Origin of the sequence: Pseudoduganella sp. RAF19 (genome assembly GCF_052114165.1) — a bacterium.
Lineage (GTDB): Bacteria > Pseudomonadota > Gammaproteobacteria > Burkholderiales > Burkholderiaceae_D > Rugamonas.
The window spans coordinates 476,918-496,763 of the sequence record NZ_JBFREF010000003.1 but is presented as its reverse complement, the minus strand read 5'-3'; the positions used below and the strand labels follow the sequence as shown (position 1 = coordinate 496,763).

Below are 19,846 nucleotides of genomic sequence, written 5' to 3'. Positions count from 1 at the left end.
TAGGCCGGCAGCCGCCCCGCTTCACATGATCTGGATCAAGAATCGCGATGCAAATCCGGTTCGGCTGCAAACAGCGCCTCCAGCCAGCGCGCGAATACCTGAAGCTTGGGCGATGCCATGCGGCCCTGCGGGTACACCAGCGATACCGGCATTGGCGTGGGCGGCGTGTCTGACAGTACCGGCACCAGCGCGCCGCTGGCGAGATGACTGCGCACCAGATAGGTCGCCGTCTGTACCAGCCCAAGTCCCTGCAGGCCAAGCGTGATATAGCCTTCCGCGTCGTTGGTGGCCAGCGTGCCCGGCATATCGATCTTGCGCACCGCTCCGCCATCGATGAAGGCCCAATCGAAAGGACGCCCGGTACGGCCGGAAAAATGCAGCACCGCCGTGTGCCGGGCCAGATCGTCCAGCGATTGCGGGACGCCGTGTGCGGCGAGATAGGACGGTGCGGCGCACGTGAGAAAGCGCATTGTGCCGATCTGGCGGCCAATCAGGGCGGAGTCCTGCAGTTCTCCCACACGCAGCGCGCAATCGACGCCTTCGCGCACCAGATCCGTCAGGCGGTCGCTCAGGCTCAGCACCAGTTCCACATCCGGATAGGCGCGGCGGAATTCGCCCAGCTTGGGCAGCACCACGTTGCGCCCCACGGCCCCGCCCAGCTCCACGCGCAGCTTGCCCTGCGGGCGCTCGGCATCGCTGGCGCGGAATGGCGCTTCGGCTTCGTCCACCGCCGCGAGAATCGCCAGGCAATGGCGGAAGTAGGCAGCGCCGTCACTGGTCAGCGAGAGCGTGCGCGTGGTGCGCTGCAGGAGCTGGGTGCCCAGATAAGCTTCCAGCTTCTGGATGGTGGCCGTGAGCGCAGCGCGCGGCAGGTCGAGTGTTTCCGCCGCCTTGGTGTAGCTGTTCGCTTCCACGATGCGGACGAAGGTTTGCATGGCTTTCAGGCGGTCCATCGCGGCCCCATTGTTCACATAAAATGAAAAGTATAGGACATTTGTTGGCCAATTATCTTTTTGGCTCCATCCCGCAGAATCACTCCAACTTTCCACTACCGGAGCTGATTCATGAAAAACGATATTTCACGTGGCATGGTTGCCTTGCTGGCGGGCGCCTGCGGCCTCATTGTCGCCAGCCTGTATTACGCACAAACACTGGTTGGTCCGATCAGCGCTGCGACCGGCCTGTCGCCGGAAGCGGCGGGCCTGATCGTCACCCTGACACAAGCCGGCTACGCGCTTGGCCTGCTGTTCGTCGTGCCGCTGGGCGATCTGCTGGAAAACCGCAAGCTGGTGTTCAGCGCCCTGCTGTTTGCCGCCGTAGCATTGGCCGCAGCCGCCTCCAGCCACAGCGCAGAGCAGTTCCTGGCCGCCTCGCTGGCGATTGGTCTTGGCTCGGTCGCGGCCCAGGTGCTGGTGCCGTTCGCCGCCCACCTGTCGCACGAGGCAACGCGCGGACAGACCGTCGGCAAGGTGGTGAGCGGCCTGCTGCTGGGGATCATGCTGGCGCGTCCCGCTGCGAGTCTGATTGCGGACTACGCCGGCTGGCGCGTGGTGTTCGGCGCCGCTGCGCTGCTGGTGGCGGTGTTGGCCTTCGTGCTGCGAACGAAACTGCCGCAACGCGTGCCCTCATCGCCGCTCTCCTACGGCCGCCTGATCGGATCGCTGTGGCATCTGTTCCGCGACACGCCCGTGCTGCGCCGCCGCGCGGCTTACCACGCAGGCCTGTTCGGCGCCTTCAGCATGTTCTGGACGATTGTGCCGCTGGTCCTGGAAGGTGAACACTTCCACCTCTCGCAAAGCGGCATCGCGCTGTTTGCCCTGGTCGGCATGGCAGGCGCCATCGCCTCCCCTATCGCAGGCAAACTGGCCGACAAAGGCTACACGCTGCCTGCGACAGCCGCCGCACTGCTGCTGGGGATTGCGGGATTTGCGCTGCCGCTGTGGGCGCCGGAATCGCGTGCCGTCGCACTGGGCCTGCTGGTGATCGCGTCCATCGTGCTGGATATGGGCGTGGCCGCCAATCTTGTGCTGGGCCAGCGTGCCTTGTTCTCGCTCGGCGCGGAAGTGCGCAGCCGCCTGAATGGCATTTACTTCGCACTGTTCTTTGCCGGCGGTGCGCTGGGTTCTGCGACGGGCGCCTGGATACTGGCCACCCTCGGCTGGCGGGCGGCCTTGTGGACCGGGATGGCTTTCCCGGCCATCGCCCTGCTCTACTGGATCACGGAAGCGCTGGCCGCGCGGTCTGCACCGGCAGGCCAGCGCGCCTGACTACTTCGCGGCGCCGGGGCCGAAGCTGCCGCCGTAATCAGCCACCTTGTCGCGCCATACGGTGCGATACGCCACCTGATTCGGATTGGCAGTCCCCGGCACCACAGCGAACTCAATCCACACGCGCGGACCATCGATGCGCAGATAGGAATTCTTCGTGGCCAGCGGCGATGCGCTGCCGTTCGGATTCGCGCTGAAGTCCGCCGTGCCGCTGGCGCCTGGCGCGAAGCCGACATAGGTATTGGCCAGCGCGGTATCGTCCTCATACACCGGCAGCAGGGTGTTGGCGAGGTTGTCGCGCTGGGTGCGTACCCAGGCTTCGATGACCGCCTTCACATAGGCTTTCTGCGCATCGCTCAGGCTGGAGTACAGCACGCCGCGATTGGCGCTCGGATAGCTCAGCAAGCCATAGTTGATATCGCCATTGGCGCCCGCGCCCATCAGGATGTCGGTGAAGGTGCCGTTCAGGCGCGCCGACGCCGCGGTGCCCGCATCGGATTGCAAGGCCGTGGCCAGATTCGCTACCGCCTGGCGTTGCGCTTCCAGCGGCGCATGCGCCACACCGCCCGAAGTCCAGTCAGTCGGCTCGGCGCCGGCAAACATTGGCGTGGCGCTGTCGTACAGGCCGTTGTAGGTGATGTTATAGCTGATATTGTGGCCGTTCACCTGCAGCATCCACGGACCATCCGTCACCGGCGTGCCGACGATGGAGAGCCAGTACAGGCCCGAACCCCAGCCAGCGTTTGGATAGTTAGCGTTCAGCACATCGTCCGCAGCACGCACTTCGGACAGCAGCTTGGCGCCGCTCGCGCTCAGCGCACCATTCACCAGCGCATTTGCTGCGGTCAGCTGGTCGGCGGTCAGCACGGAAGCATCCAGGCGCAGGCCGCGGTGGCCGCCAGCCTGACCGGACCAGGTGATCACATTGCTGCGGTTGTATGGGAACAGCACGGTCGACGTGGAGGACTCCGAAGTCGCCACTGTCTTCTGCGCATCGGCCAGTGTCGCGGTGAATGCATTGGCCAGGCCCACGGCTGGATAGCTCGGCGCGTTCGGATTCAGGCTGGTGACGTTCAGCGACACCGTTTCGCTGGTCGCGGTGCCCTTCGAATTGGTGACGATGACGTAATAAGTGCTTTGATCCGCAGCCACCGTCGCGGCGATCGTATAGCTGGCCGACGTCGCACCGGCAAGGGCCACACCAGCCTTGTACCATTGGTAGGTCAGGTCGTCACCGGAAGCCACAACGGCCAGGGTGGCCGAAGCGCCAAGCGCCACGGAAACGGTCGCAGGCTGGGTGGTGATGGCAGGTGCAGTGGATGCGGTGGCCGTCGTGCTCGAACCGCTACCGCCACCACAGGCGGCCAGCGTCGAGCACACGAGGACCGCCGCCAGCGCGAGCGCAGGCGTATGGCGATTCAAGGCTTTCTCCTTTTACTGGTAAGGCCATAAGTGTAGAAAGCCCGGCGCACGCCATGGGCCGCCTTTACCCAACTTTACATCCTCACAACTTGTTGTTACAGAAAGCTACACGCTGAAAAGATGGCAGACGAACATCAGGCGCCGGCGCGGACTTCCACTGCGGTCAGGCGATCGGCAAAGTCGTGGTTCACATCGCGGTGCCCGACTTCATCCTGACGCACGGCCAGGACCACGTCGCGCAGACGGGCATTGGCGGACAGCTTCCAGTAATCGATGGCGATGTCCGGCGCCGGCACATTGTCCACGCGGCCGGCGTCAATCTCGGCCAGGTAAAGCGTGTAGCTGATCACGGCCTGCTCCTCGAAGTAGCCCACCAGACGGTGTGCAGTGCGCGGCGAAGTCAGATACAGCATGAAGAAGGCGATAAAGAACAGCGCCTGCACCACCAGGATCACCAGGCGTTCAAACCAGTTGGGCTTTGCGATCTGCACAAACGTCATCAGGTGCATACGTTCATTTTCTGCCTCATCCAGCAATGTGCGAATCCAGCCGTGGTCATCGATCATCCAGCGCAGGCAACGCAGATGCACCAGCATGCCACCCACCATGCCCGGCACGGCGGCCACCGTTTCCAGCACTATCGCGCGGTTGCCATAGCGCTTGGCGAAGAAGGTATCAGCGAAGAAGCGCAAAGTCATGGTGATGCCCAGGGCGATGCGGTCGGACAGGTTGCTTACGGCACGATGCTCGTTCATTTTTTTCTCCGTTTCGTTAAATCATGCAGACAGAATACATCTTTAAGATTGCGCGGTCAACAGGGCGCCCAAGCTTGCAAAACAGGTAAAATGGCAAGCTTCGGCCGCGCTGGCGGCTTGCATTACCGACAACACTGAAATGACCACCCTGCCATCCGAAATCAACGCCGCCGCCGTCAAGAACAGCCCCGCTGAAAAAGTCACCCCAATGATGCAGCAATACCTGCGCATCAAGGCCGAGTATCCAACGATGCTGGTCTTCTATCGCATGGGCGACTTCTATGAGCTGTTTTTTGACGATGCCGAGAAGGCGTCGCGTGTGCTCGGCATTACGCTGACCGCGCGCGGCACGCAGAACGGCGTGCCGATCAAGATGGCGGGCGTGCCTTTCCATTCGCTGGACGGCTACCTGGCCAAGCTGGTCAAACAGGGCGAATCCTGCGCGATCGCGGAGCAGATTGGCGATCCGGCCCTGGCCAAGGGGCCGGTGGAGCGCAAAGTGGTGCGCGTGGTGACGCCGGGTACGCTGACCGATTCGGACCTGCTGCCGGAGAAGTCCGAGCGTCCGCTGCTGGCCCTGAGCCAGATCAGCAATCGCAAGGTATTCACCATGGGCCTGGCCTGGCTGTCGCTGGCTTCGGGCGCACTGAAGCTGATGGAATTTTCGGGCGACCAGCGCCAGGTGAACACCCGCCTGCAGCAGGAGCTGGAGCGCATCGCGCCGGCGGAGATCCTGCGCGCCGATGGCGGCGACCTGTTTGACGACATCACCACCTGCCACGTGAACAATGTGCCGGAGTGGCACTTCGACGTGGTACACGGCCAAAAGGCCCTGCTGGACCAGCTGGGCGTGGTCACGCTGACCGGCTTCGGCGCGGAAGGCCTGGGCGCTGCGTTTGGCGCAGCAGGCGCTCTGCTGCGTTATGCCCAGGCGACGCAAGGCCGCGGCCTACAGCACGTGAAGTCGCTGACCTGCGAAACGGAAAACGAATACATCGGCCTCGATGCCGCCACGCGCCGCAATCTGGAGCTGACGGAAACCATCCGTGGCCAGGAATCCCCTACCCTGTTCTCGCTGCTGGATCACTGCCGCACGGCGATGGGCTCGCGCATGCTGCGCCACTGGCTGCATCACGCAAAGCGCGACCAGTCGGTGGCCCGCGCGCGCCATGACGCCATTGCGGCCCTGATGCAGAACGACGCCACGGGCTCGCTGTCTTACCACCTGGCCCAGGTGCCGGATATCGAACGTATCACCACCCGTGTGGCGTTGCTGTCGGCACGACCGCGTGACCTGTCCGCGTTGCGCGATGGTCTGAAGCAGCTGCCGAACCTGCAGCACGCCCTGCAACGCGAAGCGAGCGCGGACAGTGCCGGCGGCCTGCTGTCGCAGCTGCACGACCATCTGGCAACCCCGGAGGACTGCGTGGACATGCTGGTGCGCGCCATCATGGAAGAACCGGCGACCATGGTGCGCGATGGCGGCGTGATCGCGCGCGGCTACGATGCGGAGCTGGATGAACTGCGCGGCCTGTCCGAAAACGCGGGCCAGTACCTGGTCGATCTCGAAACGCGCGAACGCGCGCGCACCGGCATCGCCAATCTGCGCGTCGAATACAACAAGGTGCACGGCTTCTACATCGAAGTCACCAACGGCCAGGCCGACAAGGTGCCGGACGATTACCGCCGCCGCCAGACGCTGAAGAACTGCGAGCGCTATATCACGCCGGAACTGAAGGCCTTCGAGGACAAAGCCCTGTCCGCACAGGACCGCGCACTGGCGCGCGAGAAGCTGCTGTACGACGAACTGCTGTATGCCCTGGCGCCGCACATCGGCACGCTGCAATCCATCGCGCAAGCGCTGTCGCAAGTGGACACCCTGACCGCGCTGGCTGAACACGCCCTGCGCAACAACTGGTGTGCGCCGCAGCTGGTGGCTGAGCCTTGCATCAATATCGTTGAAGGCCGCCATCCGGTGGTGGAAAACCAGATCGAGCGCTTCATCGCCAACGATTGCAAATTCCTGTCCGACCGCCGCCTGCTGCTGATCACCGGCCCGAACATGGGCGGTAAATCGACCTTCATGCGCCAGGTGGCCCTGATTACGCTGCTGGCCTATGTGGGCAGCTATGTGCCTGCCGCGTCGGCCACGATTGGCCCGATCGACCGCGTGTTCACGCGTATCGGCGCGACCGACGATCTGGCGGGCGGCCGCTCGACCTTCATGGTGGAGATGACCGAAGCTGCGACGATCCTGAACGGCGCTTCCGAACATTCGCTGGTGCTGATGGACGAAATCGGCCGCGGCACCTCGACCTTCGACGGCCTGGCGCTGGCCTGGGCCATCGCGCGCCACTTGATCGACACCAGCCGCAGCTTCACCCTGTTCGCGACCCACTACTTCGAACTGACCCAGCTGCCGGAAGCGCATCCGACCGCCGCCAACGTGCATCTCTCCGCCGTGGAGCACAAGGACAGCATCGTCTTCCTGCACGCGGTGCAGAACGGCCCGGCGTCGCAAAGCTACGGCTTGCAGGTGGCGCAGCTGGCCGGCGTGCCGCAGACGGTCATCAAGGCCGCGCGCAAACACCTGGCGCGGCTGGAAGCGCAGGCGCTGGATGGCACGCCGCAGATGGACCTGTTTGCAGCTCCGGTCGCCGACGCCAATGATGACGAGCTACCAACGCCTGGCGCAGCCGCTGCCGATCCGCGCGCCGACGAACTGCTGGCCGCCCTGGACGACATCGATCCCGACGCCATGACGCCGCGCGAAGCGCTGGACCGCCTGTACCAGCTGAAGCGCCTGGCGCAAGCATGATCCGCCGCGCCGCATCGCTGTTGCTGTTTGGCGCAGCCATGCTGTCTGCGCAGGCGCGCACGAGCAATGCTCCGCCGCCATCGCGCGATTTCAGCTTCGGTATCATCGGCCACACGGCGGCCAGCGATACCGGCGATGCGGACTTGAAACGCGCGATCGCTTCCGCCAATCAGTCGGCGCCGGATTTCGTGCTGGTGAACGGCATCAAATCCTATGCGGAGGCCTGCAGCGACAGGCTGTATAGCGAGCGGCGCGCGGTAATGGAAACGTCGGAGCGCCCGCTGATTCTGACGCTGGCGGGCAGCGACTGGACCGACTGCCGCAACAGCAATGGCCGCTCCAACGCCATCGAGCGCCTGAACCGCATTCGCGAAATCTACTTCGAAGATAATGATTCGCTGGGCGCAAAGCACATCACCGTCAGCCGCCAGTCGTCGATTCCCAAATTCCGCAGCTACGCGGAAAACATGCACTGGGAGCGCGACAAGATTCTGTTCGCGACCATCAATCTGCCGTCGAAGAACAACCACTATCTCAATGCGGCGGGCCGCAACAGCGAGTACGAAGACCGCATGGTCGCCAACCGCGCCTGGCTGCAGCGCCTGTTCACCTGGGCCGAGCGGCGCAAGCTGGACGCGATCGTGCTGGTATCCGATGGCGAGATCGGCGCACACATCGAGCAAGGCTTCTTCTCACGTCTGGCGGCCAAGAAGGACGGCTTTACGGAGACACGCAACATCGTGCGCAAGCTGGCGGAAAAGTTTCCCGGCAAAGTGCTGCTGATCGACAGCCACAAGGCAGAGAAAGGCGGGACGCCGTCCATCGAATGGAACGGCAATGTGGGGCATGTGGGCGTGTCCGATGAATGGACAGAAATACGCGTGGCGCCCGCAGGCGCCACGATGTTCAGCATTGCACAGTAGGGCGGATCATCGATCCGCCGGTCTGTTAATGCACTGGATGGCTGCGGAACTCGTCGCCCTCTTCGCCTTCATCTTCGTCATCGTCATGATGGTGGCCATGTGCGCCATGCACGTGTTCATGAGCGATCTCTTCTTCGGTAGCGGCGCGCACGTCGACAACCTTCAGCTCGAAGCGCAGAGCCATGCCGGCCAGCGGATGGTTACCGTCCAGGACGACCTTGTCTTCAGCGATTTCGGTGACGGTGAAGATCATGGCTTCGTCTTCGCCCTCTTCGCCATCAGGCATACCTTCGAACTGCATGCCGACTTCCAGCGGCTCCGGCAGGCGGTTGCGCTCTTCAACCTTGATCAGGTTAGGATCGTAATCACCAAAGGCGTCTTCAGGCTCAATCTGGACCGTGTTGTGGTAGCCCACTTCCTTGCCGTCCAGTTCTTCTTCAATCTTCGGCAGGGTGTTCTCGTAGCCACCGTGCAGGTAGACCATCGGCTGGCGGCCATCCTCGATCAGATTGTTCTGCGCGTCGGACAGTTTGTACTCCACCGTCACAACGGTATTCTTGGCGATCTTCATTTGGCTTCCTTTCAATTTAAGCTCGGGCAGATTATACCCCGTGCAGGCGATTGACCGCGGCGGGCTATAATCTCGCCATGAAAAAACTAGCTCTCCTCGGCGACATCACGCCGGCGCAATTCCTGCGCGACTACTGGCACAAAAAGCCTTTGCTGATCCGCCAGGCTATCCCTGGCTTCAAGCCCCTGCTCCCCTTCGACAAGCTGGCCGAACTGGCCACCAAGGACTATGTCGAGTCGCGCCTCGTCACGCTGACCGATGGCCAATGGGACATGCAACACGGCCCGCTGAAACAACTGCCGCCGCGCAGCCAGCGCGAATGGACCATGCTGGTGCAAGGCATCAATCTGCAGGATGACCGCGCGGACGAATTGCTGCGCCAGTTCCGCTTCGTGCCCGATGCGCGCCTGGACGACCTGATGGTCAGCTTCGCCACCGATGGCGGCGGCGTGGGCCCGCATTTCGATTCCTACGACGTGTTCCTGCTGCAAGCGGAGGGACAACGCAAATGGCGCATCAGTGCGCAGAAGGACCTGAGCCTGGTTGAAGGCCTGCCGCTGAAGATCCTGAGCAAGTTCAAGCACACCGAGGAGTTCATCCTCGAACCGGGCGACATGCTCTATTTGCCGCCGCACTACGCCCACGATGGCGTGGCGATCGGCGATTGCCAGACTTACTCGATCGGCTTCCGCTCGCCGTCCTACCAGGAGCTGGGCGAGGCCTTCCTGCAGTTCATGTGCGATTCGATCGATCTGCCGGGCCGCTATGCCGATCCGGATCTGGAGCCGACCAGCAAGCCGGCCGAGATTCCGAAGGCCATGCTGTCCAGGCTGGCCGATGAACTAAACAAAGTCAGCTTCACGGAAGACGATTTCACCATCTTCCTGGGCGAGTATCTGTCCGAGCCGAAGCACAATGTGTTCTTCACGCCGGTAGAAAAGCCGCTCCCGGCAGGCAAGTTTGCGCAGAGCGCGGCCAAAAAGGGTGTCGTGCTGTCGCGCAAGACGCAGATGCTTTACAAGGGCAAGAACGTGTTTATCAATGGCGAGTCCTTCGCGATTGGCAAGGCGGACAAGGCTGCGCTGGAGCAGCTGGCCAACGAGCGCACGCTGGATGGCAAGGCCGTGGCAGCGGCTTCTGAAGACGTCGCCGAAGCGCTCTATGCCTGGTACACCGACGGCTGGCTCGAACTCGGCAAATAAGGAGAGTTAGCATGGAGAAGCACCCTTTTGACAGCCGTACGCAGTTCGAAGCGTTGCTGATGGATTGCTTCTCCCGCGCCCGGCTAACCCTGCGCATGTTCGATCCGGACTATGCCTGGTGGAAGCTGGGCCATTCCCAGACGGATGCCGTATTGCGCAAATTCCTGCATGGTGGCGGACGTTTGCTCCTGGTTGCACACAGTAACGCCCAGCTGCAGCGCTATGCTCCCCGGTTCTTAACGTTGCTGCAAGACTACAGTCATCGGATTGAATGCCGGCTCACCAGCAAATCGCTGAAACAGCTGACGGATTCGTTCGCCGTCGCGGATGAAATACACATCGTTCGGCGTTTTCATTCGGATCATTTCCGCGGGGAAGCAAATTTCGATGATCCATCGTCAACCCAAACGAGTCTGGAACGTTTTGAAGGTATCTGGGCTGAAACCTTGCCGGGTCTGCAAGCAGATGCGACTGGATTATGAGCCAGAAATGAGTACAATGCGCGGTATCCGAAAGGTAGCCGGTATAGCCGGGAGAAGCTGGTAATTCGAGGACGTATGGAAATATTGCGATTCCGCAAAATACTTGCGTTTTCGACTCGTTTTACTATTGCGACGCACCAAAAAAGGCTATAATATTGGGTTAGGAAGTTTCCGTGTCTAGGGCACGAAACGCCCCTAACGAGCGATAATTACCGGTAATTATTCATCGCAACATTGTCTATTTTTTGTTGAAGAAATAAAGGAAAACTAAATGAAAAAATCCCTGCTGATCGCGTCCCTGCTGGCTGTTGCTCTGGCTGCTTGCTCCAAGAAAGAAGAAGCTCCAGCACCTGCTCCAGTAGCTACCCCTGAAGCCGCTGCTCCTGCAGCTGCTCCAGCAGCTCCTGCAGCTGACGCTGCTGCTCCTGCTGCCGCTCCAGCTGCTGACGCTGCTGCTGCTGCCGCTACCGCTGCTTCCGACGCTGCTGCTGCTGCTTCCGCAGCTGCAACCGCTGCTTCGGCTGCTGCTTCCGCTGCTAAGTAATTCCTTCGCAGGGAAAAAAAACCGGCTTCGGCCGGTTTTTTTTCGTCCATACCCAGCACCTTGGGGTGTAAAAAAACCGGCCGCGAGGGCCGGTTTTTTTGACTGAGGCTGATTATTTCAGCTGTTCGTACAGCAGCGTCAGGATCTTGTCGCCGGTTGGCGAGGTGTCCGGCTTGTTGTCGTTGGTCCAGACCGAAACCTGCGTCGTGTTGGTCGAGTCCGCGCGCACCGAGATGCGGTAGCGCTGCGCGTCCTTGTCCTTGTCGGACGAGCCCCAGCTGAACAGGCGGCTGAAGAAGCCCTTGGTTTCGGCTGCATCGGCCACGTAGCGAACGAAGTACACGCCCTGCACGCGGTCGCGGTCTTCCACGGTGAAGCCGGCGCGGTCCAGCGCCAGGCCCACACGGCGCCAGGAGCGGTCGAAGCCTTCGTCGGTCTGCACGAACTTCGCGGCGCCCTCGCCCTTGATGAAGGCGTGCTGCGGCTGCACTGCGGCGTTGTCCACGGAGGTGCGTGCTTCCGCTTCGTCTTTGGAGCCGCCCAGCTTGGTCATCAGCTTGGCCAGGAACAGCGCTTCCAGATTCGGATCAGCCGGACGCGATTGCCACTGCGTCGATTCCTTCTGCGCGCCGGTCACGACTTCTTCCGCGCCGCGATGGGAAATGTAGATCTCGGTCGAGCCGTCGGCATTGCGTTCCAGGCGGGTGCGGAACTTGTCGCGCTCGCCGCTGGAGTACAGCCCGTCGATCACTTTGCCCAGGGTATTGCGGATGAAGTCTTGCGGGATCTTGGCGCGGTTTTCATTCCACTCGGTTTCCATGATGCCGGCGGTGGCGTTATCCACGGCCAGGGTGAAGCCCGAATCTTCCCAGAAGGTCTTCAGCTGCGGCCACAGTTGCTCTGGCGTCTGCTTGACGACCAGCCAGCGCTGGTTGCCAGCGCGCTCAACCTTGACCGAGGAATTGCCGGTCGAAGCGACGTCGTTGACGGCTGCGGTCGAACCCGCCACGGTGCCGCGGTTGGCCGCGTAGCCGGAGGCGGTTGCCACACCACGGTCGGTGTTTGGCAGCGAGTAGCGGTTGTCCTTTTGCAGCTGGGTCAGGTCCGGTGGAACGTCCAGGGTGCTGGCTTTCTTGGCGGACTTGTAGTCCACCTTGCTGTCGCCAACAACCGACTGGATCATGCCGCAGCCGGACAGGCTCAGCGCCAGGGCGCCAACAACGAGACCGCGCGACGGCGGCGTGAGGGAAGCGATCTTGCGAATAGTCATGTGTAAAGAGAGATTAGTTCAGCACACCGGATTCACGCATTGCGGCGCGAACGGTCTCGTGGAATTGCTCTGCCAGCGGCACCAGCGGCAGGCGGATGCCGGCCGGCATCTTGCCCATCTCGGCCAGCGCCCACTTCACCGGCACTGGATTCGGTTCCACGAACAGCTTTTGATGCAGGGGGAACAGCTTGTTATTCAGCTCGATGGCGCAGGTGATATCGCCTGCCATCGCGGCCTTGCACATCTCGGCCATGCCGCGCGGCGCCACATTGGCGGTCACCGAGATATTGCCCTTGCCGCCGGCCAGCATCAGGGCCACAGCGGTCGGATCGTCGCCGGAGTACACGGCGAAGTCGGACGGCGCCAGGCGCAACAGGTCCAGGCCGCGGCCGATATTGCCGGTGGCGTCTTTCACGCCCACGATGTTCTTGATTTCCGCCAGGCGCAGGATGGTCTCGTTGGACATGTCCGCCACGGTACGGCCCGGCACGTTGTACAGGATCACCGGCAGATCCACCGCTTCAGCGATGGCCTTGAAGTGCTGATACATGCCTTCCTGGGTAGGACGGTTGTAGTACGGCACCACCTGCAGGGACGCGTCCGCACCCGCGCTCTTGGCGAAGCGGGTCAGTTCGATGGCTTCCACGGTGGAATTGCCGCCGGAGCCGGCGATCACAGGGATGCGGCCCGCAACGCGGTCCACGGTGGCCTTGATCAGCGCGCAATGCTCGGCCACGTTGACGGTGGCGGATTCTCCGGTCGTGCCAACGATGACGATGGCGTCCGTACCTTCAGCGATATGCCAGTCGACCAGCGAGTTCAGGCTGGGGTAATCCAGGCTGCCGTCGGCGTGCATCGGGGTGACGATTGCTACAATGCTGCCCTTAATCATAGGTTACCAATTGCAAAAAGAATTAAAACGACGATTGTAGACGATAGTCTGCAGATGTAGTGCATTTCCGGTCGTCAAATAGGCGGCAACAGAGCCGCTTCCCTTGGAAACTCTTCCTTTACGGCGCAAATTCTTTGCACCATTGCAGGTTTCGGCGTGTTAACGACGCCATCCTCAAACGCGATGACACGCAAACCATGCTGCTGGGCAAGTTCCAGCAGCTCTCCCGGCTTCAGCAGGAAGGCGGGATTGGACGGTTTGCCAAACGCGGCGTTGCCTTCGGAGAAAGTCTCGTAGATCAGCACACCGTTCGGCGCCAGACTGCCCAGCATGTCGCCGATAAGCGGGCGATGCAGGTAATTGGTCACCACAATACCGGCAAAGCGCGCCGGACCGAAAGGCCAGGCGGCGCCCTCCACTTCCAGGTCGATTTCGCTGGTAACGATGCCGTCGTCCGCCGCAGCGGCCAGCGCCTGCGGATCGCGGTCCACCGCCACCACCAGGTGGCCCAGCGCAGCCATATAGCGCGAATGGCGGCCATTGCCGCATGCCAGGTCCAGCACTTCGCCGCCTGGAATCAAGGGCGCGAAGCGCTGCACCCAGACCGATGGATCATCCATAGTTCAATCCCATCGCTTCGCGCACGTCGCGCATGGTTTCCTGCGCCAGCTTGCGGGCGGCTTCGTTGCCGTCGGCGACAATGGCACGCACCTGCGACGGATCGTCCAGATAAGGCTGGGCGCGCTCGTGCATCGGCTCCTGTTCCTTGATGATGGCGTCGATGACCGGCTGTTTGCATTCGATGCAGCCGATGCCGGCCGATTTGCAGCCCTTCTGCACCCATTCCTGGGTCGGACCATCGGAGTACACGACGTGGAATTGCCATACCGGGCAGCGCTCCGGTTCACCCGCATCCGTGCGGCGCACGCGCGCAGGGTCGGTCGGCATGGTACGGATTTTCTTGGTGACGGTTTCCTTATCCTCGCGCAAGGCAATCGCATTGCCATAGCTCTTGGACATCTTGCGGCCATCCAGGCCCGGCAGGCGCGACGCTTCGGTCAGCCTGGCTTGCGGCTCAACCAGGATCAGCTTGCGCGATCCTTCCAGGTAGCCGAACAGGCGCTCGCGGTCGATCATGGACAGGCTCTGCGCATCATCCAGCATGGCCTTGGCCTGCTCCAGCGCGGCATTGTCGCCGTTCTGCTGGTAATCCTTGCGCAGTTCGTTGTACAGCTTGGCGCGCTTGCTGCCCAGCTTCTTGACGGCGATCCCGGCCTTCTCTTCGAAGTCCTTTTCCTTGCCGTACAGGTGATTAAAGCGGCGCGCGATCTCGCGCATCATTTCAATGTGCGGCACCTGGTCTTCACCGACCGGCACTTCGCTGGCGCGGTAGATCAGCACGTCGGCCGCCTGCAGCAGCGGATAGCCGAGGAAGCCGTAGGTGGCCAGATCCTTGTTGGCCAGGTTTTCGATCTGGTCCTTGTAAGTAGGCACGCGCTCCAGCCAGCCCAGCGGCGTCGCCATCGACAGCAGCAGATGCAGCTCGGCGTGCTCCGGAATCTTGGACTGGATGAACAGCGTCGCCTGGGTCGGATCGATACCGGCTGCCAGCCAGTCGACCAGCATGTCCCAGGTGGACTTCTCGATGATCGAAGGGTCGTCGTAATGCGTGGTCAGCGCGTGCCAGTCGGCCACGAAGAACAGGCAAGGCTGTTCGGACTGCATCCTGATCCAGTTCTTCAGGGCGCCATGGTAGTGCCCCAAATGCATGGCGCCTGTGGGGCGCATACCGGAAACAACGCGGTCTGGGTACATAGTGTCAGCTCAGGAAAATGGTAATCGGCGTCAGCACCAGGCCGAACAGATAGATGACAAAGTACATCAGACCAGTCAGCAGACTACGGAAAGGTCCGGTATTCAACAGCACGATCAGCAGAATGAAAACGATCGGTCCGAGGCGCTCGATGCTGGCGAAGCGCATGGCGAGACCGTGCGGTAGCAACGCCGTCACGATACGTCCGCCGTCCAGTGGCGGAATCGGAATCAGATTGAACGCACACATGGCGGCGTTAACCAGTACGCCACCGCGCGCCATCTCGATCAGGAACGGCTCTTGTACGCCCATGGCGGCAATCAGATTGAACATCAGCAGCCACAACAAGCCCATCGCAAAATTAGCCAGCGGCCCGGCCGCGGCCACAAAGCCCATCTGCTTTTTCGGATTGCGCAGGCGGCTGTAATCGACCGGCACCGGCTTTGCATAGCCAAACGGCGGCAGATGCGCGAGGTGCAGCATCAGCGGCAGCAGGATGGTGCCGATCGGGTCGATATGGCGCGCCGGATTGGCGCTCAGGCGCCCCATGCGTTCGGCCGTATCGTCACCGAAATAACGGGCCACATAACCGTGGGCAGCTTCGTGCAGGGAGATTGCAAACAGAACGGGGATCGCGTAGACAGCGATAGTCTGGATGGTTTGACTAAGATCACTCATGAGAAAGATTCTACCAGACGGCAGATCGCTGACTCCGCGTAGGGCGGATCATCGATCCACCATTTACAGGCCAAGGATTGCCGGATCGCCCTTCCCTTGCCGCACCAGTTCCGGCTCATCGCCGGTCAGGTCAACCACGGTAGTCGCCTCGAAGCTGCAGGCGCCGCCGTCGACGATCAGATCGATCTGTTTGCCGATGCGTTCGCAGACGGTATCCGCATCGGTCAGCGGCTCGTCCTCGTCCGGCAGGATCAGGGTGGTGCCGAGCAGCGGCTGCTGCAGTTCGGCCAGCAGGGCTTCCACGATGGCGTTTTCAGGCACGCGCAGGCCGATGGTCTTGCGCGAGGGATGGGACAGGCGGCGCGGCACACAGCGCGTCGCTTCCAGGATAAAGGTGAACGGCCCCGGCGTGGCCGCTTTCAGCAGGCGGAACTGGCGATTGTCCACGCGCGCGTAGACGCCGATTTCGCTGAGGTCGCGGCACAGCAGGGTCAGGTGGTGCTTTTCGTCAATGCCGCGGATACGGCGCAGCTTTTCGACGGCGGACTTATCGTCCAGATGGCACACCAGCGCATAGCAGGAGTCCGTCGGCAGCGCGACGATGCCGCCGCCGTGGATGATCTCCGCCGCCTGCTTGATCAGGCGCAGTTGCGGATTGGCTGGGTGGATCTGAAAGAATTGGCTCATGAAATATGCTCGCATTCGGCGGGTCAATGACCCGCCCTACAGTGCCGCGTAGGGCGGATCATCGATCCGCCGCTTATCAACGCTGTTGCTGCAGCGCTGCGATACGTTCTTCGATCGGAGGGTGGCTGGAGAACATGGCCGCCCAGCCGCCGCCGGAAGTGATGCCGGAAGCGGCCATGCCTTGCGGCAGTTCGCCCGGCTGCAGGCCGCCGAGGCGGGCCAGCGCATGCTGCATCGGCACCGAGCTGCCCAGCAGCTTGGCGGAACCGGCGTCGGCGCGGAACTCGCGCTGGCGCGAGAACCAGGCCACGATGATGGAAGCCAGCAGGCCGAACACGATTTCGCACACGAACACGGTGATGGTATAGCCGATGCCCGGACCGCGGCGCTCTTCACCTTTGTTGATGGCCGAGTCCACGATGCCGCCCACGATGCGCGCCAGGAACACGACGAAGGTATTGACCACGCCCTGGATCAGGGTCAGGGTCACCATATCGCCATTGGCGACGTGGGCGACTTCATGGCCGAGCACCGCTTCCACTTCTTCGCGGTTCATCGATTGCAGCAGGCCGGTGGACACCGCCACCAGTGCGTCATTCTTGAAGGCGCCGGTAGCAAAAGCGTTTGGCTCGCCTTCGTACACCGCCACTTCCGGACGGCCGATGCCGGCGCGGTCAGCCAGCGCGTGCACAGTGCTCACCAGCCATTGCTCGGTGGAGTTCTGCGGCGCGTCGATCACGCGCGCGCCCGTGGACCATTTGGCCATCGGCTTGGACATCAGCAGCGAGATGATGGAGCCGGTGAAGCCCACCACCGCCGAAAAGGCCAGCAGATTCCCCAGCTGCATCTGGCCGGGGCCAGGACGGCCAATGCCGAGCAGCGACAGCACAATGGACAGCACCACCATCACAGCGAGGTTGGTGGCGAGGAAAAGAATGATGCGTTTCATGTAGTGGTTCTCCGGACAGATTTGCCGAATGATAATGTATGGTTGGCAGTAGGGAAATACAAGCCCTAACCCTAAGATCGGGTCAGACCCAAAGGGTCAGACCCTTGGGTCTGACCCGGTTTTAAGGTTTCAGAACCAATCGTGCCAAACCGGCTTCACATTCCCCGGCAGGGGCGGCAGCAGCGCGAAGTCGACCCGTGTTTCGCCCGGCGCATGGAAGTCCGTTCCCCGCGAAGCGAGGAAGCCATAGCGATTCGCCAGCGTCGCGTACTCAGGATACTGATCCGGCGTATGACTGCCCGTCACCACCTCGATCGCCGTCCCGCCCAGCTGCTTGAACTCATCAAACAGCACGCCTTCCTGCAAGTCAGTAAATTTGTAGCGGCCCGGATGTGCAATCACGGCAATCCCGCCCGCGCCGCGAATCCAGGCAACGGCCTGCTGCAAGGTTGCCCAGCGATGTTCGACATAGCCCGGCTTGCCCGGACTGAGGAATTTGCGGAAGACTTCAGGAATATCGCGGCACACGCCCTGGTCCACCAGGTGGCGGGCGAAGTGCGTGCGCGACATCAGCGCGGGATTGTCCACATATTTCAGCGCGCCCTCATAGCAGCCCGGAATGCCCGCCAGCTCCAGCTGGCGGCCGATTTCGCGGCCACGGTTGTCGCGGCCCGAACGTGTGTCTTCCAGGCCTTTGGTCAGCGCCGCATCGTTCTCGTCGATCTGCAGGCCGACAATGTGGACCGTCTCGCCGCCCCAGGTAATCGAAATCTCCACGCCCGAAACAAAGCGCATGCCTTCCTGCCCGGCCGCCACGCGGGCTTTTGCCACGCCGCCCACTTCATCGTGGTCGGTCAGCGCCCACACGTCGACGCCGGCCTTACGTGCGTAAGCCGCAACCGACTCCGGCGGCAGCACGCCGTCGGAAACATTGGAATGGCAGTGAAGATCTACATTCAGCATACGGACACTTGCATAAAAGCGAAGCCTTCATTGTACGCTGTCGGCGTAAATCGCGGTGCTCAGGCCAGGAATTCCTCAAGCATTTGCGCCAGCAGCTCGGGCTGGTCGTGATGCAGCATATGGCCTGCGTCCGGCATCATTTTCGCGGTAACCTTGGCCAGATGGCTCAGGCGGCGGTCCACTTCGGCGCGCGCCTCTTCTTTTGGCCCCATCCACAGCCACATATTGGTGTCGTCCGCTTCCACCCACAGCACGGGCGCCGTAATGCGCTTCCAGCAGGCCAGCACTTCGTCAATCTTGTACAGCAGCGGGCTGGCTTGCTTGTGCACGGGGTCGCCCAGGATTTCCCAGCGGCCCTCGCCGTTTTGCGCCGACCAGTGCTGCGACAGGAAGGCTGCGCGCTCATTGGTCAGACGCGGGTTGGTTTTCTGCAGGCGGGCAGCCACAGCGGCCTGCGAATCGTAGCTGCGCATTTCCGGCGGCGTCAGCAGTTCATCGAGCCATTTGGCGTAGCGGCCCGGCGCCTGCTCGGCGCCGGTTGCCTTCAGGCCGAAGCCCTCCAGGTTGATCAGGCGGCGGATGCGCTCGGGGCGCACGCCCGCGTAGATGCTGACGATATTGCCGCCCATGCTGTGGCCCAGCAGGTTAACCTGCCCTTCCGGCTGGTAATGGCGCAGGATGGCGTCCAGGTCGGCGACGTAGTCCGGGAACCAGTAGGTATCGGTGCCATTGCGATCGGTCAGGCCGAAACCGCGCCAGTCGGGTGCGATGACGTGCCAGTCGCCCTGCATGGCATCGACCACGAACTGGAAGGAGGCGCCCACGTCCATCCAGCCGTGCATCATGAACACTTTCGGCGCGCCTTCCCGTCCCCAGTGGTGCACGTGGGTGCGCAGGCCGCGCACGGTGATGAATTCGGAACGGGATGGGGTCATGATGATGTCTGCCTTGAAAAAGCGCCGCCAGCGCCAATATGGGCTGCTTGCGGCCGGGAATGCACATAATAGCACGACCGTTCGCAAACCGTATCCCCGGCATTTTTCAGGCAAGGCGTAAAATAGCGCCAATTTCCTGAGAGCCAACCATGACAATTTATCAGCTGGGCGAACATTCGCCAGAAGTCGACGCATCCGCTTTCGTCGCAGACAACGCCACCCTGATCGGCAAAGTCACCCTGAAAGCCAATGCATCCGTGTGGTTCGGCGCCACCATTCGTGGCGATAATGAGCGCATCACGATCGGCGAAAACAGCAATGTCCAGGAAGGCACGGTGATGCACACCGATATGGGATACCCGCTGACCGTGGGCCGCGATGTCACCATCGGCCACCAGGCCATGCTGCACGGCTGCACCATCGGTGATGGCGCGCTGATCGGCATCCAGGCGGTGGTGCTGAACGGCGCGAAGATCGGCAAAGGCTGCCTGGTCGGCGCCGGTGCGCTGGTCACGGAAGGCAAGGAATTTCCCGACAATATGCTGATTATCGGTTCGCCCGCCAAAGCGGTGCGCGAACTGACAGCAGAAGACGTGGCGCGCCTGAAAGGCAGCGCCGACAGCTACGTGAAACGCGGCCAGCTGTTCAAGTCGCAACTGAAGAAGATTGGATAAA

The 19,846-nt window shown here is 62.0% G+C and carries 19 protein-coding genes and 1 pseudogene; 7 read left to right on the top strand and 13 right to left on the bottom strand.

Translation table 11 applies throughout. The annotated features are described in order from the left end of the window. Positions 1–35 precede the first annotated feature (35 nt). On the bottom strand, positions 36–953 hold the full coding sequence (locus AB4Z19_RS10145; RefSeq protein WP_442025191.1) for a LysR family transcriptional regulator: 918 nt from the start codon (positions 951–953) through the stop codon (positions 36–38). A gap of 111 nt (positions 954–1,064) precedes the next feature. Between AB4Z19_RS10145 and AB4Z19_RS10140 the strand changes: the two genes are divergently transcribed. Beyond that, positions 1,065–2,267, top strand: a complete 1,203-nt coding sequence (locus AB4Z19_RS10140) for an MFS transporter (RefSeq protein ID WP_442035191.1) — start codon at positions 1,065–1,067, stop codon at positions 2,265–2,267. Here the strand turns inward: AB4Z19_RS10140 and AB4Z19_RS10135 are convergent, their stop codons facing one another. Together AB4Z19_RS10135 and AB4Z19_RS10130 are read right to left on the bottom strand one after the other, a co-directional pair. Then, the gene (locus tag AB4Z19_RS10135) at positions 2,268–3,689 is read right to left on the bottom strand and encodes a DUF3500 domain-containing protein (RefSeq protein ID WP_442035190.1); all 1,422 of its coding nucleotides are present in this window, start codon (positions 3,687–3,689) and stop codon (positions 2,268–2,270) included. It abuts the gene before it with no gap. Between the two features lie 134 nt (positions 3,690–3,823). Beyond that, positions 3,824–4,447 (bottom strand): annotated as a pseudogene (locus AB4Z19_RS10130) (alternative oxidase); the annotation flags it as partial. 136 nt (positions 4,448–4,583) lie between these two features. Between AB4Z19_RS10130 and mutS the strand changes: the two are divergent. Next, entirely contained in the window at positions 4,584–7,262 is a 2,679-nt protein-coding gene (gene mutS, locus AB4Z19_RS10125) for a DNA mismatch repair protein MutS (protein WP_442035189.1), read from the top strand. Next, positions 7,259–8,185 (top strand): hypothetical protein, encoded by a 927-nt coding sequence (locus tag AB4Z19_RS10120; RefSeq protein ID WP_442026361.1) that lies wholly within the window; start codon positions 7,259–7,261, stop codon positions 8,183–8,185. Before mutS ends, AB4Z19_RS10120 begins: the two co-directional genes overlap by 4 nt. Before the next feature lie 25 nt (positions 8,186–8,210). Here the strand turns inward: AB4Z19_RS10120 and AB4Z19_RS10115 are convergent, their stop codons facing one another. After that, the gene (locus tag AB4Z19_RS10115) at positions 8,211–8,756 is read right to left on the bottom strand and encodes an FKBP-type peptidyl-prolyl cis-trans isomerase (protein ID WP_442026360.1); all 546 of its coding nucleotides are present in this window, start codon (positions 8,754–8,756) and stop codon (positions 8,211–8,213) included. A 77-nt stretch (positions 8,757–8,833) separates the two neighbouring features. On the opposite strand from AB4Z19_RS10115, the gene AB4Z19_RS10110 reads away from it, so the two are divergent. The 3 genes from AB4Z19_RS10110 (at position 8,834) to AB4Z19_RS10100 (ending at position 10,984) form a co-directional block, all read left to right on the top strand. After that, entirely contained in the window at positions 8,834–9,958 is a 1,125-nt protein-coding gene (locus tag AB4Z19_RS10110; RefSeq protein ID WP_442026359.1) for a ribosomal protein uL16 3-hydroxylase, read from the top strand. Positions 9,959–9,969: 11 nt separating this feature from the next. Next, entirely contained in the window at positions 9,970–10,440 is a 471-nt protein-coding gene (locus AB4Z19_RS10105) for a DUF7931 domain-containing protein (protein ID WP_442026358.1), read from the top strand. Positions 10,441–10,711: 271 nt separating this feature from the next. Then, positions 10,712–10,984 (top strand): hypothetical protein, encoded by a 273-nt coding sequence (locus AB4Z19_RS10100; RefSeq protein ID WP_442026357.1) that lies wholly within the window; start codon positions 10,712–10,714, stop codon positions 10,982–10,984. 112 nt (positions 10,985–11,096) lie between these two features. Here the strand turns inward: AB4Z19_RS10100 and bamC are convergent, their stop codons facing one another. The 9 genes from bamC to AB4Z19_RS10055 all read right to left on the bottom strand — a co-directional run bounded on the left by bamC (position 11,097) and on the right by AB4Z19_RS10055 (position 19,171). Beyond that, positions 11,097–12,254: an outer membrane protein assembly factor BamC gene (gene bamC / locus AB4Z19_RS10095; protein ID WP_442035188.1), complete on the bottom strand. Its 1,158-nt coding sequence runs from the start codon at positions 12,252–12,254 to the stop codon at positions 11,097–11,099. A gap of 13 nt (positions 12,255–12,267) precedes the next feature. Beyond that, positions 12,268–13,146 (bottom strand): 4-hydroxy-tetrahydrodipicolinate synthase, encoded by an 879-nt coding sequence (gene dapA, locus AB4Z19_RS10090; protein WP_442026355.1) that lies wholly within the window; start codon positions 13,144–13,146, stop codon positions 12,268–12,270. Positions 13,147–13,220: 74 nt separating this feature from the next. After that, positions 13,221–13,766: a class I SAM-dependent methyltransferase gene (locus AB4Z19_RS10085; RefSeq protein WP_442035187.1), complete on the bottom strand. Its 546-nt coding sequence runs from the start codon at positions 13,764–13,766 to the stop codon at positions 13,221–13,223. Then, entirely contained in the window at positions 13,759–14,961 is a 1,203-nt protein-coding gene (locus AB4Z19_RS10080) for a tryptophan--tRNA ligase (RefSeq protein WP_442029484.1), read from the bottom strand. The genes AB4Z19_RS10085 and AB4Z19_RS10080 overlap by 8 nt, the downstream gene beginning before the upstream one ends. A gap of 4 nt (positions 14,962–14,965) precedes the next feature. Next, positions 14,966–15,637, bottom strand: a complete 672-nt coding sequence (locus tag AB4Z19_RS10075) for a site-2 protease family protein (RefSeq protein ID WP_442035186.1) — start codon at positions 15,635–15,637, stop codon at positions 14,966–14,968. Positions 15,638–15,700: 63 nt separating this feature from the next. Further along, the gene (locus AB4Z19_RS10070) at positions 15,701–16,324 is read right to left on the bottom strand and encodes an L-threonylcarbamoyladenylate synthase (protein ID WP_442027485.1); all 624 of its coding nucleotides are present in this window, start codon (positions 16,322–16,324) and stop codon (positions 15,701–15,703) included. A 76-nt stretch (positions 16,325–16,400) separates the two neighbouring features. Then, positions 16,401–17,273 carry a protease HtpX gene (htpX, locus tag AB4Z19_RS10065; protein ID WP_442027483.1) on the bottom strand — a complete coding sequence of 291 codons (873 nt, stop codon included), beginning with the start codon at positions 17,271–17,273 and terminating at the stop codon, positions 16,401–16,403. A 129-nt stretch (positions 17,274–17,402) separates the two neighbouring features. Then, a complete protein-coding gene (locus AB4Z19_RS10060) occupies positions 17,403–18,236 on the bottom strand; it encodes a 3',5'-nucleoside bisphosphate phosphatase (RefSeq protein WP_442027482.1) in 834 nt (277 codons plus the stop codon). A gap of 59 nt (positions 18,237–18,295) precedes the next feature. Then, positions 18,296–19,171, bottom strand: a complete 876-nt coding sequence (locus AB4Z19_RS10055; RefSeq protein ID WP_442035185.1) for an alpha/beta fold hydrolase — start codon at positions 19,169–19,171, stop codon at positions 18,296–18,298. A gap of 149 nt (positions 19,172–19,320) precedes the next feature. Between AB4Z19_RS10055 and AB4Z19_RS10050 the strand changes: the two genes are divergently transcribed. Next, on the top strand, positions 19,321–19,845 hold the full coding sequence (locus AB4Z19_RS10050) for a gamma carbonic anhydrase family protein (protein WP_442027478.1): 525 nt from the start codon (positions 19,321–19,323) through the stop codon (positions 19,843–19,845). Position 19,846: the final 1 nt, after the last annotated feature.

Excerpts from the sequence above, each read along its gene's own strand:
- AB4Z19_RS10060 (WP_442027482.1), bottom strand. The coding sequence starts at position 18,236 with ATGCTGAATGTAGATCTTCACTGCCATTCCAATGTTTCCGACGGCGTG.
- AB4Z19_RS10085 (WP_442035187.1), bottom strand. The coding sequence starts at position 13,766 with ATGGATGATCCATCGGTCTGGGTGCAGCGCTTCGCGCCCTTGATTCCA.
- AB4Z19_RS10120 (WP_442026361.1), top strand. The coding sequence starts at position 7,259 with ATGATCCGCCGCGCCGCATCGCTGTTGCTGTTTGGCGCAGCCATGCTG.
- AB4Z19_RS10115 (WP_442026360.1), bottom strand. The coding sequence starts at position 8,756 with ATGAAGATCGCCAAGAATACCGTTGTGACGGTGGAGTACAAACTGTCC.
- dapA (WP_442026355.1), bottom strand. The coding sequence starts at position 13,146 with ATGATTAAGGGCAGCATTGTAGCAATCGTCACCCCGATGCACGCCGAC.
- htpX (WP_442027483.1), bottom strand. The coding sequence starts at position 17,273 with ATGAAACGCATCATTCTTTTCCTCGCCACCAACCTCGCTGTGATGGTG.
- AB4Z19_RS10140 (WP_442035191.1), top strand. The coding sequence starts at position 1,065 with ATGAAAAACGATATTTCACGTGGCATGGTTGCCTTGCTGGCGGGCGCC.
- AB4Z19_RS10055 (WP_442035185.1), bottom strand. The coding sequence starts at position 19,171 with ATGACCCCATCCCGTTCCGAATTCATCACCGTGCGCGGCCTGCGCACC.
- AB4Z19_RS10145 (WP_442025191.1), bottom strand. The coding sequence starts at position 953 with ATGGACCGCCTGAAAGCCATGCAAACCTTCGTCCGCATCGTGGAAGCG.
- bamC (WP_442035188.1), bottom strand. The coding sequence starts at position 12,254 with ATGACTATTCGCAAGATCGCTTCCCTCACGCCGCCGTCGCGCGGTCTC.
- AB4Z19_RS10080 (WP_442029484.1), bottom strand. The coding sequence starts at position 14,961 with ATGTACCCAGACCGCGTTGTTTCCGGTATGCGCCCCACAGGCGCCATG.
- AB4Z19_RS10070 (WP_442027485.1), bottom strand. The coding sequence starts at position 16,324 with ATGAGCCAATTCTTTCAGATCCACCCAGCCAATCCGCAACTGCGCCTG.
- AB4Z19_RS10050 (WP_442027478.1), top strand. The coding sequence starts at position 19,321 with ATGACAATTTATCAGCTGGGCGAACATTCGCCAGAAGTCGACGCATCC.
- mutS (WP_442035189.1), top strand. The coding sequence starts at position 4,584 with ATGACCACCCTGCCATCCGAAATCAACGCCGCCGCCGTCAAGAACAGC.
- AB4Z19_RS10110 (WP_442026359.1), top strand. The coding sequence starts at position 8,834 with ATGAAAAAACTAGCTCTCCTCGGCGACATCACGCCGGCGCAATTCCTG.
- AB4Z19_RS10100 (WP_442026357.1), top strand. The coding sequence starts at position 10,712 with ATGAAAAAATCCCTGCTGATCGCGTCCCTGCTGGCTGTTGCTCTGGCT.
- AB4Z19_RS10105 (WP_442026358.1), top strand. The coding sequence starts at position 9,970 with ATGGAGAAGCACCCTTTTGACAGCCGTACGCAGTTCGAAGCGTTGCTG.
- AB4Z19_RS10075 (WP_442035186.1), bottom strand. The coding sequence starts at position 15,637 with ATGAGTGATCTTAGTCAAACCATCCAGACTATCGCTGTCTACGCGATC.